The 15,567-nt window shown below is 71.7% G+C and carries 13 protein-coding genes and 1 pseudogene; 8 read left to right on the top strand and 6 right to left on the bottom strand.

Annotated features, from left to right (window positions below):
* Position 1: 1 nt before the first annotated feature.
* The 5 genes from ACFYY2_RS33890 to ACFYY2_RS33870 all read right to left on the bottom strand — a co-directional run bounded on the left by ACFYY2_RS33890 (position 2) and on the right by ACFYY2_RS33870 (position 5,785).
* Positions 2-901 (bottom strand): carbohydrate ABC transporter permease, encoded by a 900-nt coding sequence (locus ACFYY2_RS33890; protein ID WP_388750342.1) that lies wholly within the window; start codon positions 899-901, stop codon positions 2-4.
* Positions 902-904: 3 nt separating this feature from the next.
* The gene (locus ACFYY2_RS33885) at positions 905-1,846 is read right to left on the bottom strand and encodes a carbohydrate ABC transporter permease (protein WP_388750340.1); all 942 of its coding nucleotides are present in this window, start codon (positions 1,844-1,846) and stop codon (positions 905-907) included.
* A 7-nt stretch (positions 1,847-1,853) separates the two neighbouring features.
* A complete protein-coding gene (locus ACFYY2_RS33880; protein WP_388750338.1) occupies positions 1,854-3,188 on the bottom strand; it encodes an ABC transporter substrate-binding protein in 1,335 nt (444 codons plus the stop codon).
* Between the two features lie 83 nt (positions 3,189-3,271).
* Entirely contained in the window at positions 3,272-4,477 is a 1,206-nt protein-coding gene (locus tag ACFYY2_RS33875; protein ID WP_388750335.1) for an ROK family protein, read from the bottom strand.
* Between the two features lie 243 nt (positions 4,478-4,720).
* Positions 4,721-5,785 carry a mechanosensitive ion channel family protein gene (locus tag ACFYY2_RS33870; RefSeq protein ID WP_388750332.1) on the bottom strand — a complete coding sequence of 355 codons (1,065 nt, stop codon included), beginning with the start codon at positions 5,783-5,785 and terminating at the stop codon, positions 4,721-4,723.
* 315 nt (positions 5,786-6,100) lie between these two features.
* Here ACFYY2_RS33870 and ACFYY2_RS33865 point away from each other — a divergent pair.
* The 6 genes and pseudogenes from ACFYY2_RS33865 to alc form a co-directional block, all read left to right on the top strand.
* Positions 6,101-6,634, top strand: a pseudogene (locus tag ACFYY2_RS33865) (HNH endonuclease); the annotation flags it as partial.
* A gap of 410 nt (positions 6,635-7,044) precedes the next feature.
* The gene (locus tag ACFYY2_RS33860; protein WP_388750329.1) at positions 7,045-7,356 is read left to right on the top strand and encodes a hypothetical protein; all 312 of its coding nucleotides are present in this window, start codon (positions 7,045-7,047) and stop codon (positions 7,354-7,356) included.
* Entirely contained in the window at positions 7,357-9,552 is a 2,196-nt protein-coding gene (malQ, locus tag ACFYY2_RS33855) for a 4-alpha-glucanotransferase (RefSeq protein WP_388750326.1), read from the top strand. It abuts the gene before it with no gap.
* Positions 9,553-9,572: 20 nt separating this feature from the next.
* Positions 9,573-9,803 carry a hypothetical protein gene (locus ACFYY2_RS33850; RefSeq protein WP_388750323.1) on the top strand — a complete coding sequence of 77 codons (231 nt, stop codon included), beginning with the start codon at positions 9,573-9,575 and terminating at the stop codon, positions 9,801-9,803.
* 78 nt (positions 9,804-9,881) lie between these two features.
* Positions 9,882-10,820, top strand: a complete 939-nt coding sequence (locus ACFYY2_RS33845) for a LysR substrate-binding domain-containing protein (RefSeq protein ID WP_388750320.1) — start codon at positions 9,882-9,884, stop codon at positions 10,818-10,820.
* Between the two features lie 59 nt (positions 10,821-10,879).
* On the top strand, positions 10,880-12,025 hold the full coding sequence (gene alc / locus ACFYY2_RS33840) for an allantoicase (protein WP_388750318.1): 1,146 nt from the start codon (positions 10,880-10,882) through the stop codon (positions 12,023-12,025).
* Between the two features lie 55 nt (positions 12,026-12,080).
* Here alc and pepN read toward each other — a convergent pair whose 3' ends face one another.
* Entirely contained in the window at positions 12,081-14,657 is a 2,577-nt protein-coding gene (gene pepN, locus ACFYY2_RS33835) for an aminopeptidase N (RefSeq protein ID WP_388750314.1), read from the bottom strand.
* Between the two features lie 208 nt (positions 14,658-14,865).
* On the opposite strand from pepN, the gene ACFYY2_RS33830 reads away from it, so the two are divergent.
* Both ACFYY2_RS33830 and ACFYY2_RS33825 read left to right on the top strand, forming a co-directional pair.
* The gene (locus tag ACFYY2_RS33830) at positions 14,866-15,096 is read left to right on the top strand and encodes a type II toxin-antitoxin system ParD family antitoxin (protein ID WP_388750312.1); all 231 of its coding nucleotides are present in this window, start codon (positions 14,866-14,868) and stop codon (positions 15,094-15,096) included.
* Complete coding sequence (locus ACFYY2_RS33825; protein ID WP_388750310.1) at positions 15,083-15,430, top strand: type II toxin-antitoxin system PemK/MazF family toxin; 348 nt, start codon at positions 15,083-15,085, stop codon at positions 15,428-15,430. Before ACFYY2_RS33830 ends, ACFYY2_RS33825 begins: the two co-directional genes overlap by 14 nt.
* Positions 15,431-15,567: the final 137 nt, after the last annotated feature.

Genomic DNA, 15,567 nt, shown 5'->3' with positions numbered 1-15,567 from the left:
GTCAGCCCTTTACTCCGGTCAGTGTGACGCCCTCGACGAATGCCTTCTGGGCGAAGAAGAAGACGGCGATCACGGGGGCCATGACCAGAACGGTCGCGGCCATGGTCAGGTTCCAGTCGGTGTGGTGCGCGCCCTTGAAGGATTCCAGGCCGTAACTCAGTGTCCAGGCGGCCGGGTTCTCGGAGGCGTAGATCTGCGGCCCGAAGTAGTCGTTCCACGCGGCGAAGAACTGGAACAGGGCGATCGCCGCGATGCCGGGCCTGGCCATCGGCAGCACGACCCTGACGAGGGTGCGGAACTCGCCGCAGCCGTCGACCTTCGCGGCGTCCAGGTACTCGTCGGGGATCGTGAGGAGGAACTGCCGCAGCAGGAAGATGGAGAACGCGTCGCCGAACGCCATCGGGATGATGAGCGGCCAGAGCGTGCCGGAGAGGTCCAGCTGCTTCGCCCAGAACAGGTACATCGGGATGATGACGACCTGCGGCGGCAGCATCATCATCGAGATGACGAGCATCAGGGAGAGCCGCCGTCCCCGGAAGCGGAACTTCGCCAGCGCGTAGGCGACGGGCACGGACGAGAGCACCGTCAGGACGGTGCCCACCCCCGCGTACAGCAGGGTGTTGCGCCACCAGGTCAGGAACCCCGGGGTGTCGAGGACCCGCCGGTAGTTCTCCCACTCCCAGGTGTCGGGCGTGAGGTCCCTGGTCAGCGCCTGCTGGTCGCTCATCAGCGAGGTCAGCAGGACGAAGACGAACGGCAGGACGAAGAACAGCGCGGCCGCGACACCGAGCGAGTGCACCGCGATCCAGTGCAGCAGCGCCTTGCGGCGGGCGGTGCGTTCGGCGGGGGTGGCCGCCCCGTCGGCCGTGCGGGGCCGGGGCGGGTCGAGGAGTTGGGTCATGACTCAGTCACCGGCCTGGATCAGGTTGTTGCGGCCCCGCATCAGCAGTGCGGTGAAGGCCATGGCCAGGGCGAACAGCACGAGGGCGACGACGCAGGCGGAGCCGTAGTCGAAGCGCTGGAAACCGAGGTTGTAGACCAGCTGGGGCAGCGTGAGTGTCGACTTGTCGGGATATCCCGGCTCGAACTGCTGCCCGGAGCCGCCGATGACTCCCGACGCGACCTTCCCGGCCACGAGGGGCTGGGTGTAGTACTGCATCGCCTGGATCACCCCCGTGACCACGGCGAACAGCACGATCGGCGAGATGTTCGGCAGCGTGACGAAGCGGAACCGCTGCCAGGCCGAGGTGCCGTCCAGCTCGGCTGCCTCGTACTGCTCACGGGGCACGTCGAGGAGCGCCGCCATGAAGATCACCATGAGGTCCCCGATGCCCCACACCGCGAGCATCGTGAGCGCCGGCTTCGACCAGGAGGCGTCGTTGAACCAGCCCGGCGTCGGCAGCCCCAGGTCGCCCAGGATCGCGTTGACGGGGCCCGTGCCCGGGTTCAGCAGGAAGACGAAGGCGAGCGTCGCGGCCACCGGCGGGGCGAGGTAGGGCAGGTAGAAGAAGGTGCGGAACAGCCCCGTGCCCGTCTTGATCTTCGTGATCAGCATGCCGATGCCGAGCCCGAACACCACCCGGCAGCTGACCATGACGAGCACCAGCCACAGGGTGTTGCGCAGCGAGGGCCAGAACATCGGGTAGTCGCCGAAGACGTACGTCCAGTTCGTCAGCCCGTTGAAGGACGGCGCCCCGAAGCCGTCGTACTTCATGAACGAGAAGTACACGGTCGAGATCATCGGGTACGCGAAGAAGACGGCGAACCCGATCAGCCAGGGCGACATGAAGGCCGCCGTCCGCAGCGCCGATCTGCGGCGCTTGGAGCGGAGCGTGTGCGTGGTCATCGGGGGACTACTCCGCCTTGGCGATGTCGGTGTCGATCTGCGCGGCGGTCTCCGCCAGACCGGCCTTCAGGTCCTTCACCGCGCCCTTCTCGTACTGGAAGCCGAAGTCCTGGATGGTCTGCTGGTACGCCGAGCCGTTGACCGCGCCGTCCGGGGTGCTGGACTTCGGGTGCTGCGCGATGTCGAGGAACGTCTTGAAGCGCGGGTCGAACTTCAGGCCGGGCGACTTGAGCGCCGCGAAGGTGGAGGGCACGTTGCGGATGCCGTTGGCGAAGTCGACCACCGCCTGCGTGTCGCTGGTCATGAACTTCATGAGCTCCCAGGCCGCGTTCTGCTTCTTGCTGGCCGGGGCTATGCCCATGATCGTGCCGGACAGGAAGCCCTTGCCGTAGCTGTCGGCCTCGTCGTCGGCGACCGGCATGGGGGCCACACCGATCTCGAACGGCACCTTGGCGTCCGCCGCCATGCCGAGGCGCCACTCGCCGTCCAGCTGCATCGCGACCTGGCCGGTGTGGAAGGGGTGCTTGGCCCCCCACTCGTCACCGAACGTGCCCCGGTACTTCTCCAGCTTCTCGTATCCGCCGAGGTCCTCGACCAGCTGCTTCTGGTACGTGAACATCTCGGCGAACGCCGGGTCCTCGGCGATGTTCGACTTGCCGTCGGTGTCGAAGTACGCGTGGTCCCACGAGGACAGGTAGTGGTCGGCGACCGTCTCGTAGCCGTGGAACGTCGGCATGAAGCCCAGCTGTTCGTAGCCGTCGCCCTTGCTCACCGTCAGCTTCTTGGCGACCGAGGCCAGCTCGGACATGGTCTTCGGGGGCGCGGTGATGCCGGCCTTCTCGAAGGCGTCCTTGTTGTAGTAGAGCCCGTACGCGTCGGCGAGCAGCGGCAGCGCGCAGCGCTTGCCCTCGAACTGCGTGTAGTCCAGCAGGACCTTGGGGAAGGTCTTCTCCAGGTCCAGCTTCGACTTCTCGATGAACGGGCCGAGGTCGGCGAAGGCCCCGGACGAGCAGAACTTGCCGACGTTCGAGGTGGTGAAGGAGGACACCACGTCCGGACCGTTCGAACCACCGGCCCGCAGCGCCTGGTTGAGCTTGTCGTCGTTGATGTTGCCGACGACCCTGACGGTGATGTTGGGGTGGGTCTTCTCGAACCGGTCGACGTTGTCCTGGACCGCCTTCACCTCGGAGGGCGCGCTCCAGCCGTGCCAGAAGTTGATCGTGGTCTTCGCGTTCGGGTCGTCGTTCGCACCGGACTCGGTCTGGCCCGTACAGGCGGTGGCGAGTACCGAGATCGCGGCGACGGCGACGGCCGTGGTGGTCATCGTGCGGCTTCTGCGCATGACAAAGCTCCCAGGGACAGGGGAAGAAGGAGAAGGGGAGTGGGACAGAGGTGGTGCGGGAGGTGCGGGGGAGTGCTGCGGGGTCAGCGGGAGGTGTCGAACACTTCGTCGCGGGTGTCCGCCAGGGCGCGTTCCAGGGCGCCCCGCAGGACCGGGTGCCGGTCGATCAGCCCGAGGGCGAGACGTGGCCGGGACGCCGCCAGCTCGGCGAGTTCGGACTGGACCAGGGACAGCAGCCGATCGCCGCCGGCGGAGACCAGTCCGCCCGAGAGGACGATCAGCCCCGGGTCGAGCACGGCGGTGACGGACGCGAGCCCGGTGGCGAGGCGCTGCGCGTACTGCCGCAGGAGCTCGGTGAGGGCCGGGTCCCGCTCGTACTCCGCCGCGGCCCGGGCGAGGAGCCCTGCGGCGACCTCCGTGTACGGCTGGTGCGGGGTCTCGATGCCGAGGGCGGTGGCGAGCCTCGGCACGGCCTGCGCGCCCGCCAGCTCCTGGAAACCGCCGGCGTTCGCCTTCACCACCTGACGCACCAGCGGGGTGCCGGGCACGGGCAGGAAGCCGACCTCGCCCGCGCCGCCGGTGAAGCCGCGGTGCAGCCTGCCGTTGATGACGAGGGCGGCGCCGAGGCCCTCCTCGTTCCACAGGAGGACGAAGTCCTCGTGACCGCGGGCCGCGCCGAGCCGCTGTTCGGCCACCGCGACCAGGTTGACGTCGTTCTCGTACTCCACCGGCATCGGCAGGATGGCGGCCAGCTCGTCCAGCAGCGTGGGGGAGTGCCAGCCGGGCAGGTGCGAGGCGTAGCGCAGCCGGCCCGTGCCGGGATCGAACGCCCCGGGGGTGCCGACGACGACCCGGTGCACGTCGGCCCGGGTGATGCCGGCGTCCTTGACCGCGCCGTCCAGGGCGTCCGTCACCTGGCGCACCACGCCTCCGGCGCGCCGTGCGGAGGCGGGCACCTCGTACGTGCCGACGGTCGCGCCGGTCACGTCCGCGACGGCCGCGACGATCCGCTGGGCGGTCACGTCCAGCCCCGCCACGTGGGCGGCCCCGGCGTTGACCGCGTACAGCTGGGCGCTGGGACCGGGCCGCCCCTCGCTCGTGCCGGTGGCGACGACGAGCCCCGCCGCCTCCAGCCGGGCCAGGAGCTGCGACGCCGTGGGCTTGGACAGGCCCGTCAGCTTCCCGATCCGCGTGCGGGTGAGCGGGCCGTGCTCCAGCAGCAGGTCGAGGGCCGCCCGGTCGTTCATGGCGCGCAGCACGCGGGGCGTGCCCGGGGTGGTTCCGGCCATGAGTGACACCCGCCCTCTGTTAGGAAAGTTTCCTGTTCATTGAGGAACGTAGGCGCGATGTCACGCGGCCGTCAATGGAAAACGCCCCCGAGGCAACCGAAGCGTTACCTCCGGGGGCGTGGCGGTGCGGCGACCGGCCGCCGGCGGCGGTCACGGGGAGGGCGGGCCGGAGCCCGAAGGGATTCCCCGGCGAGCGCGCCGCCCGTTCGTCGCGGCGTCCGTTCGTCGCGGCGTCCGGCCGCGCTACTTCGTGAGGTTCGTCGGCGGTATCGGAGTGGCCGCCAGCGACTGCGGCGAGGTCGTCGAGGCGTAGGCGGAGGGAGCCGCCATGCCCGCCGTCGGGTCGGCGGCGGACTCGCCGTCCGCCGGGAGCGGCAGGGCGCCGACCATCCGGACGCCGGCCGAGTCGAGCGCCTGCTTGATCCGCCAGCGCAGCTCGCGCTCCACGCCCAGGGACTTGCCCGGCATCGTCTTCGCCGTGACCCTGACGGTCATCGAGTCCAGCAGCACCGCGTCCAGGCCGAGCACCTCCACCGGGCCCCACAGCCGCTCCGACCAGGGCTCCTCCTTGGTCATGGCCTCGGCCGCGCCGCTGATCGCGCCGCGGACCACGTCCAGGTCCTCGGAGGGGCGGACCGTGACGTCGACGCCGGCCGTGGACCAGCCCTGGCTGAGGTTGCCGATCCGCTTCACCTCGCCGTTGCGGACGTACCAGATCTCACCGTTGTCGCCGCGCAGCTTGGTGACCCGCAGGCCGACCTCGATGACCTCGCCGGAGGCGACGCCCGCGTCGATCTGGTCGCCCACGCCGTACTGGTCCTCCAGGATCATGAAGACCCCGGAGAGGAAGTCGGTGACGAGGTTGCGGGCGCCGAAGCCCAGGGCCACGCCGGCCACACCGGCGGAGGCCAGCAGCGGGGCCAGATCGATCTTGAAGGCGCCCAGGATCATCAGGGAGGCCGTGCCGAGGATCAGGAACGACGTGACCGAGCGCAGGACGGAACCGATCGCCTCGGAGCGCTGGCGACGACGCTCCGCGTTGACCAGCAGACCGCCGAGAGCGGTGCCCTCCACCGCCTGGGCGCTGCGGTTCATCCGGTCGATGAGGTTGGTGAGGGCCCGCCGGATCAGGTAGCGCAGCACGATCGCGATGGCCGCGATCAGGATGATGCGCAGACCGGTGTTCAGCCAGGTGGACCAGTTCTCCTCGACCCAGCCCGCGGCGTTTCCGGCCCGCTCGGCGGCTTCGTCCAGCGAGCCGGGGGTCCCGGGTGACGGGGCGACGGCCAAGAGGGCGGACAAGGGCACGGCGGGGACCTCCAGGTGGGGTGACGGCAGCCCGTCCACACTAACGAAGCCGGAGGAGTGGTTCGTTGCTCCGGCAGGGGGAGAGACGGGGCTCACGCGGGGATACACGGTGTGTGGCCGATCTCATGCGGGGTCCGCCGCCCTGCTGAGGCGCCGGTTCCGGGACGACCGGGTGCGCGCGCGGCCGGGCGGTGAGGAAAATCCCTCCGGCCCGTTACCCGCACGTGGTGGCGCTCGGACCAGGCATGAGGAGAGACTGAGATCGGATCGTCCCGGCGCGAGCCACGCGTCGCCGGCGTACAAGGAGGCATCCACGTGCCGCACGTCCTGGTTCTCAACGCTTCGTACGAGCCGCTCGGCGTCGTACCTCTGCGCCGCGCACTCGTCCTCGTCCTCGAGAACAAGGCCATCTGCCTCGAGGAGTCCGGCGCCTTCATGCACAGTGCCACCCGTGCCGTGCCGGCCCCCAGCGTCGTCCGCCTGAAGCGGTTCGTGCGGGTCCCCTACCGAGGCCCCGTGCCCCTCACCCGCCGGGCCCTCTTCGCGAGGGACGGAGGCCGCTGCATGTACTGCGGGGCCGCCGCCACCAGCGTCGACCACGTCATTCCCCGCAGCCGCGGCGGACAGCACGCCTGGGACAACGTGGTGGCCGCCTGCCGCCGCTGCAACCACGTCAAGGCCGACCGCCACCTGCCCGAGCTGGGATGGCGGCTGCGCCATCAGCCCGCCCCGCCCAGCGGGCTCGCCTGGCGGATCATCGGGACCGGACACCGGGATCCGCGCTGGCTGCCCTACCTGCAGCCGTTCGGTGCGGAGGACGTGATGGCCCGCATCGACGGCGTCTCCGCCTGACGGCGCGACCGGCGGGGCCTTCGCCGTCCCGCCGGCCCCAGGGCTTCTCCGCGACCGCGTGGGCTCCACCGATCACAGCGAGTAGCCGTACTCGCCCCCCGAGGACGAGGCCTTCGCCGTGCGCGCCAGGTCGGGGCCGGGCTGAGGACGACCCGCAGGGCGCGGGGGAGTGTCCATGTGCGGGGCCGTCGTGCCGGATGTGCCCGGGGTGACGCGAGATCCGGGCGGGGCGCACGCGCGGGTGCTGCCGAGTGGCCGAAAACCGCCCGGACCTGGCGTGCGGGGAACCGAATGTGACCCACGGCACGTTCGACTCGTTGGTATAACGCGTATGTCACGTTCACGTCTGCGGCCGCGCCGGCTGGGTAGGTCTGCCCTGTCCTGTCGTCCACGGCCAGGAGGCCGACGTGCCCGCTTCCGCACAGCTCCTGCTCTCCGCCCTCTCCAAACAGGTACCGAGCCTCATGGATTGCGATCCGCCGGCAGCCGAGAACTCCCCGACCGCCACCGTCCCTCCGATGATCAGCGAGCTGCCGCTCGCCTACGTCTCCGACCTGACCGGTGAAGCCGCCTTCGCCGACGCGCCGCTCACCAGCGAGCCTCCGCTCGCCGACGCCACACCTCTCACGAGCGAGCCTCCGCTCGCCGCCGTCGCCCCTCTGACCAGCGAGCCGACAGCACCCGGCACCGCAGGGGGCATGGAGTCCCCAGGAGTCTGAATGGGCTTGTCCCGGCTCGCCGAACTGCACGGCGTCGCCACCTCCTTCTCCCCGTCCGCGGATGTCACGGTGTCCGTCCCCGACGGCACGGTCACGGCCGTGCTCGCCGCGCTGGGCGTCGAAGCCGCCACGCCCGCCGAGGTGGGGAGATCACTCGCCGCGGCCGAGTCCGCGGCGGCCTCCCGCCTCCTCCCGCCGACGGTGGTGGTCTGGTCGGGAGAGCCGCTTCCGGCCGTGCTGACCGCACTGCCGCCCGGATCGGCCGTGACGGTCGACCCCGAGCCGGAGGCCGCCGGAGCGTCCTCGCCCCTGACGATGCGGGTGACACCGGCCCCGGCCCGGGGCGCGGCGGACGTGCCCTCCTGGTGGGCCGGACCGCCCCCGGGTGTGCACCGGCTGACGGTCCGCACCCCCGACCACCACCACGCCGCCGCCACGCTCGTCGTCGCCCCGGACCGCGTGCCGCAGCCCGCCGGGCGGACGCACGGCTTCCTGGTCCAGCTCTACTCGCTGCTCTCCGCCCGGTCCTGGGGCATGGGTGACCTCGGCGACCTGGCCGACCTCGCCACCTGGTCGGGCCGCACCCTGGGCAGCGGATTCGTGCAGGTCAACCCCTTGCACGCCGCGGTGCCCGGCAAGCCGACCGACCCCTCCCCCTACCGGCCCTCCTCGCGGCGCTTCCCCGACCCGGTCCACCTCCACATCGAGTCGATCCCGGAGTACGGCCACGTCCCCGAGCCCGGCAGGGCCGCACTCGACGACCTGCGCCAGGAGGCCGCCGCACTGCGCGAAGCCGTCCTGAACAAGGGCGCGCTGATCGACCGTGACGCCGTCTGGGAGCTCAAGAGGCAGGCACTGGAGCTGATCCACCAGGTCCCCCTGACGCCCGGCCGCCGCGCCGACTACTGCGACTTCCTCGCCGAACAGGGACGGGCCCTGGAGGACCACGCCCTGTGGTGCGCGCTGGCCGAGGTGCACGGCTCCCGGTGGCGCGAGTGGCCCGAAGGGCTGCGGGACCCGCGCTCCCCGGCGAGCGCCCGGGCGCGGTCCGCCCTCATGGACCGTGTCGACTTCCACTGCCGGCTCGCCTGGCTCACCGACACCCAGCTCGCCGCCGCCCAGAGCGCCGCACGGGAGTCCGGCATGGCGGTCGGGATCGTCCACGACCTGGCCGTGGGCGTGCACCCCGACGGCGCCGACGCCTGGTCCCAGCAGGACGCCTTCGCGCGCGGCATGTCCGTCGGCGCGCCCCCCGACGCCTTCAACGCCCACGGCCAGGACTGGGGCCTGCCCCCCTGGCGCCCGGACGCCCTCGCGGCCTCCGGGTTCGCCCCGTACCGCAATCTGCTGCGCGGGCTGCTCGCGCACGCCGGAGCCCTGCGCATCGACCACGTCATGGGCCTCTTCCGGCTCTGGTGGGTGCCCGAAGGCCGTCCGCCCACCGAGGGCACCTATGTCGGCCACGACGCGGAGGCCATGCTCGCGGTCCTCGTCCTGGAGGCGCACCGGGCCGGTGCCGTCGTCATAGGGGAGGACCTCGGCACCGTCGAACCGGGTGTGCGCGAGGCGCTCGCCCGGCGCGGCGTGCTCGGCACCTCCGTGCTCTGGTTCGAGCGCGACTGGGACGGCACCCGGCGGCCGCTCGCCCCCGAGAAGTGGCGCCGGGACTGCGTCGCCACGGCCACCACCCACGACCTGCCGTCCACGGCCGCCCGGCTGACGGGCGACCATGTGACGCTCCGCCACCGCCTCGGGCTGCTGACCCGGAGCCTGGAGCAGGAACTGGCCGAGGACGCCGCCGACACGGCCGAGTGGCTCGCCTACCTGGCCAGGCTGCGGCTGCTGCCCGAGGGCGAGGGGGACGAGGAGGGAGCCGTCCGCGCGGTGCACCGCTTCCTGCTGCGGACCCCGGCCCGGATGGCGGGTGTGTGGCTCCCGGACACCGTGGGCGACCGGCGCCCGCAGAACCTCCCCGGCACCTGGGACCAGTACCCCAACTGGCGCCTGCCCATCGCCGACGCGGAGGGGCATCCCGTCACCCTGGAGGAGATCGCCGCGTCACCGCGGCTGCACCGGCTGATGGCCGTACTCGCGCCGCCCCGGGGCGGTGCGGGCGTCCCGAACGGCCGGGGCGCGCCGGAGCGTCGGGGCGCACCGGCAGCCCGTACGGCACCCCCGGACGCGCGCCCGTCGTAGGCGTTCGCTACGTTTGCACCGTGGACAAGAAGAACGCTATGCGCGCCGGCGCCGTCGCGGCCGGTACGACGCTGATGATGCTGCTCATGTCGTCCCCCGCGCTCGCGCTCACCCGCGACGACGGTGACGACCCGGGGTCCGGCCTGAGCGTGCTGGAGACCCTGGGTCTCTACGTCGGGCTGCCGATCCTCATCTTCCTGGTGATCGTGGGCCTCGTCATGGTCCTCGACCGGTCCAGGAAGCACGCCTAGCCAGTTCTCCCGAGTGCGCCGCCGGTACGCAGTACCGCGCGGCGCACCGGCATGTCCGGTCCCGGGTAGGTTGCGCCCATGACCGAGTGGGACGTCAAGAAGCTCCGCATCCTGCGCACGCTGCGCGACCGGGGCACGGTCACCGCGACCGCCGAGGCCCTCCTCATGACGCCCTCGGCGGTGTCGCAGCAGCTGACCAACCTCGCCAGGCAGCTCGGGGTGCCGCTGCTCCAGGCACAGGGCCGCCGGGTCCGCCTGACCGACGCCGCCCACCTCGTGCTGCGTCACGCCGAGGCGGTCTTCGCCCAGTTGGAGCAGGCGGACGCAGAACTGACCGGCTATCTGCGCGGCGAGGCCGGACAGGTGCGGGTCGGCGCGTTCTCGACGGCCGTACCCGCCCTCGTCGTGCCGGCCGTCCGGCTCCTGCGGGCCGGGGGCCGTCCCGGTCCCGAGGTGCGCGTCCGGGAGGCGGAGGCCGCGCAGGCGTACGAGCTGCTCTCGGCCGGGGAGGTGGATCTGGCGCTCTCCCTCGCGGCGCACGCCCCGACGGCCCGCGACCCCCGCTTCACGCTCGTCCCGCTGCTCGCCGACCCCCTCGACGTCGCCCTGCCCGCGGACCACGGCCTCGCCCGCACACCCGGCCTGAGGCTGGCCGATCTCGCCTCGGAGCCCTGGATCTTCGGCGGCTCGGGCCCGTGGTCGGAGATCACGAGGGCCGCGTGCGAGGCGGCGGGCTTCGTGCCGGAGCAGGCGCACAGCGCCTCGGGCTGGACCGCGATCCTGGCCATGGTGGAGGCGGGCATGGGGGTGGCGCTGGTGCCCCGGATGGCGTCGGCCGCCGACCGCTGGGGCGACACGGTGGCCATGCGGGTGCTGGAGGCGGACCGGCCGCACCGGCACGTGGTGGCCGCGGTGAGGCAGGGCGCCGACCGGGGCCCCGCGGTGGCGCGGGTGCTGGAGGCTCTGCGGCGGGCGGCGGAGGACGTGGCCGGAGACCGGATCGTTAAGAAGATCTGATGAGACCGTGCGAAAACTTTCGATGGACCTGACGGGTCGATCCGGTCGACAGTCGGGTCATGACCACCGACGCGAGCAAGACCGCATTCGACGAGTCCGACCCCCACGCGAACGACGCGGCCCCTTACGGCGGGGGTGACCCGTACGCCGACTACCGCGACGCCCCCGGCCTCCCCTTCACCGGCCTCGTCGACCTCGCGGACCGCCGCCTCGGCGCGGGCGTCATCGCCGCCAACGACGAGTTCTTCGCCGAGCGGGAGAACCTCCTGATCCGCGAGCCCGCCGTCTTCGACCCCGAGCGGTTCGGCCACAAGGGCAAGATCATGGACGGCTGGGAGACCCGCCGCCGCCGCGGCGCGGACGCGGACCACCCCTTCCCGGCGCCCGGGGACCACGACTGGGCGATCGTCCGCCTCGGTGCTCCCGGGATCATCAGGGGGATCGTCGTCGACACCGCGCACTTCCGGGGCAACTACCCCCAGCGCGTCTCCGTCCAGGCCACGGCCGTCGAGGGCGCCCCGGGCCCCGGGCAGCTCCTCGCCGACGGTGTGAAGTGGGAGGAGATCGTCCCGCCGGCCCCCGTACGCGGCCACGCGGCCAACGCCTTCGAGGTCACCGCGGACCGCCGCTACACCCACATCCGCCTCTGCCAGCACCCGGACGGCGGCATCGCCCGGCTCCGGGTGCACGGCGAGGTCGTACCGGACCCGGCCTGGATCGCCGCACTCGGCACGGTCGACCTGCTCTCGATCCTGAACGGCGGGACGTACGAGGACGCCTCGGACCGCTTCTACTCCTCGCCGGCCCAGATCATCCTGCCGGGTACGTCCCGCAGGATGGACGACGGCTGGGAGAACCGCCGCCGCCGGGTCCGCGACACGAACGACTGGGTGCGCTTCCGCCTCCCCGCCCAGGGCGCGGTGCGCGCCGTCGAGATCGACACCGCCTGTCTCAAGGGCAACGCGGCCGGCTGGATCGGCCTCCAGGGCCGCGACGGCGACGGCGAGTGGTTCGAGATCATCCCCCGCACCGGGCTCCAGCCCGACACCGCCCACCGCTTCGTCCTGGACACCGAGGCCGTGGTCACCCACGTGCGCCTCGACGCCTTCCCCGACGGCGGAGTGGCCCGGATGCGTCTGCACGGCTCCTTGACCGAGGCGGGCGCGGCCGAACTGGTCCGCCGCTACCAGGAGTCGGCGGCCTGAGGCCGAAAGGGGCGCCTCCCGCCGGAGGCGCCCCTTCCCGTGCCGGCCGGACCCGCTAGGCGGTCGCCGCCGCGGCGTCGGCCGCCTGGGCCCTGAGCGCACGCTCCACGCCCGACCTGGACTCCGACATCAGCCTGCGCAGCGCGGCGCTCGGCTGCGCGGACTCCAGCCAGGCGTCCGTGGCGTCCAGGGTCTCCTGGGAGACCTGGAGGGCCGGGTACAGGCCCACCGCGATCTGCTGCGCCATCTCGTGGCTCCGCGAGTCCCAGACCGCCTTCACCGCGGTGAAGAACCTCTCCGTGTAGGGAGCCAGCAGGTCGCGCTGGTCGGTCTGCACGAACCCGCCGATGACGGCCTCCTGGAGGGAGTTCGGCAGCTTGTCCGACTCGACGACCGAGGCCCACGCCTCCGCCTTCGCCTCCTCGGTGGGCTGCGCGGCACGCGCGGACGCCGCGTGGCGCTCACCCGCGGCCGTCCTGTCGCGCTCGTACTCCGCCGCGATCTCCTCGTCGTCCAGGAGACCGGTCGCGGCCAGACGCTGCACGAACGCCCAGCGCAGCTCGGTGTCGACGGTCAGCCCCTCGATCACCTGCGTGCCGTCCAGCAGTGACTGCAGCACGTCCAGGTGCAGCGGGCTGCGGGCCGTCGCCGCGAAGGCGCGGGCCCACGCCAGCTGGTGGTCCCCGCCCGGCTCCGCCGCACGCAGGTGCGCCAGCGTGGCCTCGGTCCACTGGTTCAGACCCGCCTCGCGCCACTCCGGTGCCGCGTACAGGTCGAGGGCGGTCTTCACCTGGCGGTGCAGCGACTGCACGACGCCGATGTCCGTCTCCTTGGAGATGCCGGAGAGGACCAGCGCCAGGTAGTCGCGCGTCGCGAGCTCGCCGTCGCGCGTCATGTCCCAGGCCGAGGCCCAGCTCAGGGCGCGAGGCAGGGACTCGGCGAAGTCGCCCAGGTGCGCGGTGACGACCCGCAGGGACTCCTCGTCGAGGCGGACCTTGGCGTACGACAGGTCGTCGTCGTTGAGCAGGACGACCGCCGGACGGGCCGTGCCGGAGGGGAACGGCACGGTGGTGCGCTCGCCGTCGACGTCCAGCTCGATGCGGTCCGTGCGGACCAGCTTCCCGGCCTCGTCGAGGTCGTAGCAGCCGATCGCGATCCGGTGCGGGCGGAGCGTCGGCTCGCCCTTGGCGCCGGCGGGCAGGGCCGGAGCCTCCTGGAGGACGGTGAAGGAGGTGACGTGACCGTGCTCGTCGGTCTGGATCTCCGGGCGCAGGATGTTGATCCCGGCCGTCTCCAGCCATGCCTTCGACCAGGTCTTCAGGTCACGTCCGGAGGTCTCCTCCAGTGCGCCCAGCAGGTCGGACAGGCGCGTGTTGCCGAAGGCGTGCGCCTTGAAGTACGCCTGGACGCCCTTGAAGAACTCGTCCCGGCCGACGTACGCCACGAGCTGCTTGAGGACGGAGGCGCCCTTCGCGTACGTGATCCCGTCGAAGTTCACCAGGACGTCGTCGAGGTCCCGGATGTCCGCCATGATCGGGTGCGTCGAGGGCAGCTGGTCCTGGCGGTAGGCCCACGTCTTCATCGAGTTGGCGAAGGTGGTCCAGGAGTGCGGCCACTTCGAGCCCTCCGCGTCCGCCAGGCAGGCGATGGAGGTGTACGTCGCGAACGACTCGTTGAGCCAGAGGTCGTTCCACCACTCCATGGTGACCAGGTCGCCGAACCACATGTGGGCGAGCTCGTGGAGGATGGTCTCGGCCCGCGTCTCGTAGGCGGCGTCCGTCACCTTCGAGCGGAAGACGTACTGGTCGCGGATCGTGACCGCGCCCGCGTTCTCCATCGCGCCCGCGTTGAACTCCGGGACGAAGAGCTGGTCGTACTTCGCGAACGGGTACGCGTAGTCGAACTTCTCCTGGAACCACTCGAAGCCCAGCCGCGTGACCTCGAAGATCTCGTCCGCGTCGAGGTATTCGGCGAGCGAGGGCCGGCAGTAGATGCCGAGCGGGACGGACTGGCCGTCCTTCTCGTAGCTGCTGTGCACCGCGTGGTACGGGCCCGCGATCAGCGCCGTGATGTAGGTGGAGATGCGCGGCGTCGGCTCGAAGGACCAGACGTCGCCCTCGGGCTCCGGCGTCGGCGAGTTGGAGATCACGGTCCAGCCCGAGGGCGCCTTCACGGTGAACCGGAAGGTCGCCTTCAGGTCGGGCTGCTCGAAGCTGGCGAACACCCTGCGGGCGTCCGGCACCTCGAACTGCGTGTAGAGGTAGGCCTGCTCGTCGACCGGGTCGACGAACCGGTGCAGACCCTCACCGGTGTTGGTGTACGAGCAGTCGGCGACGACCTTCAGCTCGTTCGCACCGGCCTCCAGGTGCGGCAGCGTGATCCGTGAGTCACGGAACACCGCCGCGACGTCGAGCGACTTCCCGTTCAGCACGACGTCGTGCACGGCCGGGGCGACCAGGTCGATGAAGGTCTCCGCGCCGGCCTCGGCGGAGTCGAAGCGCACGGTGGTGACGGACCTGTAGGTGCCGCCCTCCTGCGCTCCGGAGAGGTCGAGGTCGACCTCGTACGCGTCCACGGTCAGCAGGCGCGCCCGCTCCTGTGCCTCTTCGCGGGTCAGATTCGTGCCAGGCACGCGGTCATCTCCTTGATATCCGACGTTTTCGGCCATCCTTCCACGTGCGACGGGCGCAGCGCGATGCGCGTTTCCGGCGGACCTCCCGGGCCGGGGCCGCCCTCCGGTCACCACCGCGTACGCGGCCCGGTTCCGGAGCGGGCCCGGCGTCTCCCGGTGTCCCGCATGCGGGTGGCCTACCTTTCCTACTCGCGGTAGCATCAATGGTATGAAGATCAGTGTGAGCCTGCCGCCGGAGGATGTCGCCTTCGTCGACGAGTACGCCGCGAAGACCGACGCGGGCTCCCGGTCGGCCGTGATACACGCGGCGATCGAGGCCCTGCGGGCGTCCAACCTGGAGGCCGACTACGAGGCGGCCTTCGCGGAGTGGGACGCGAGCGAGGACGCCGCGTTCTGGGACCGCTTCTCGGGGGACGGGCTGACCGATGAAGCGCGGTGACATCTATCTGGTCGATTACGAGCCGGTCCGGGGCAGCGAGGCGAACAAGGCCCGCCCCTCCGTGATCATCTCGAACGACGGAGCCAATGCCGTGGTGGACCGTACGGGGCGGGGAGTGGTGACCGTGGTGCCGCTGACCTCGAACACCGCCCGGGTCCATCCCTTCCAGGTGCTCCTGCACGCGGAGGAGTCCGGTCTGCCCAGGGACTCCAAGGTGCAGTGCGAGCAGGTGCGCGCCATGGCGCGCGAGCGGTTCCTCCGGCGCGTCGGCGCCGTCCCCCGTCAGCGCATGACGGACATCGACGCCGCTCTGCGCCGGCACCTCGCCCTCTGAGCACATACGAGAAGGGGGGGCCCCCCGGGGCGGGGGGGCGCCCCGGGGGGGTGTGTGGGGGGGGGCCCGTGGGGTCGGCCGCCCCCCCCCCCCCCCTATGGACCCCCGTCAAGGCGGCACCCAGTCGGGGGGTGTGG

The organism is Streptomyces sp. NPDC001822 (assembly GCF_042892135.1).
Classification (GTDB): domain Bacteria; phylum Actinomycetota; class Actinomycetes; order Streptomycetales; family Streptomycetaceae; genus Streptomyces.
The sequence above is the reverse complement of the archived record's forward strand: the minus strand, read 5'-3'. Positions and strand labels throughout refer to the sequence as shown.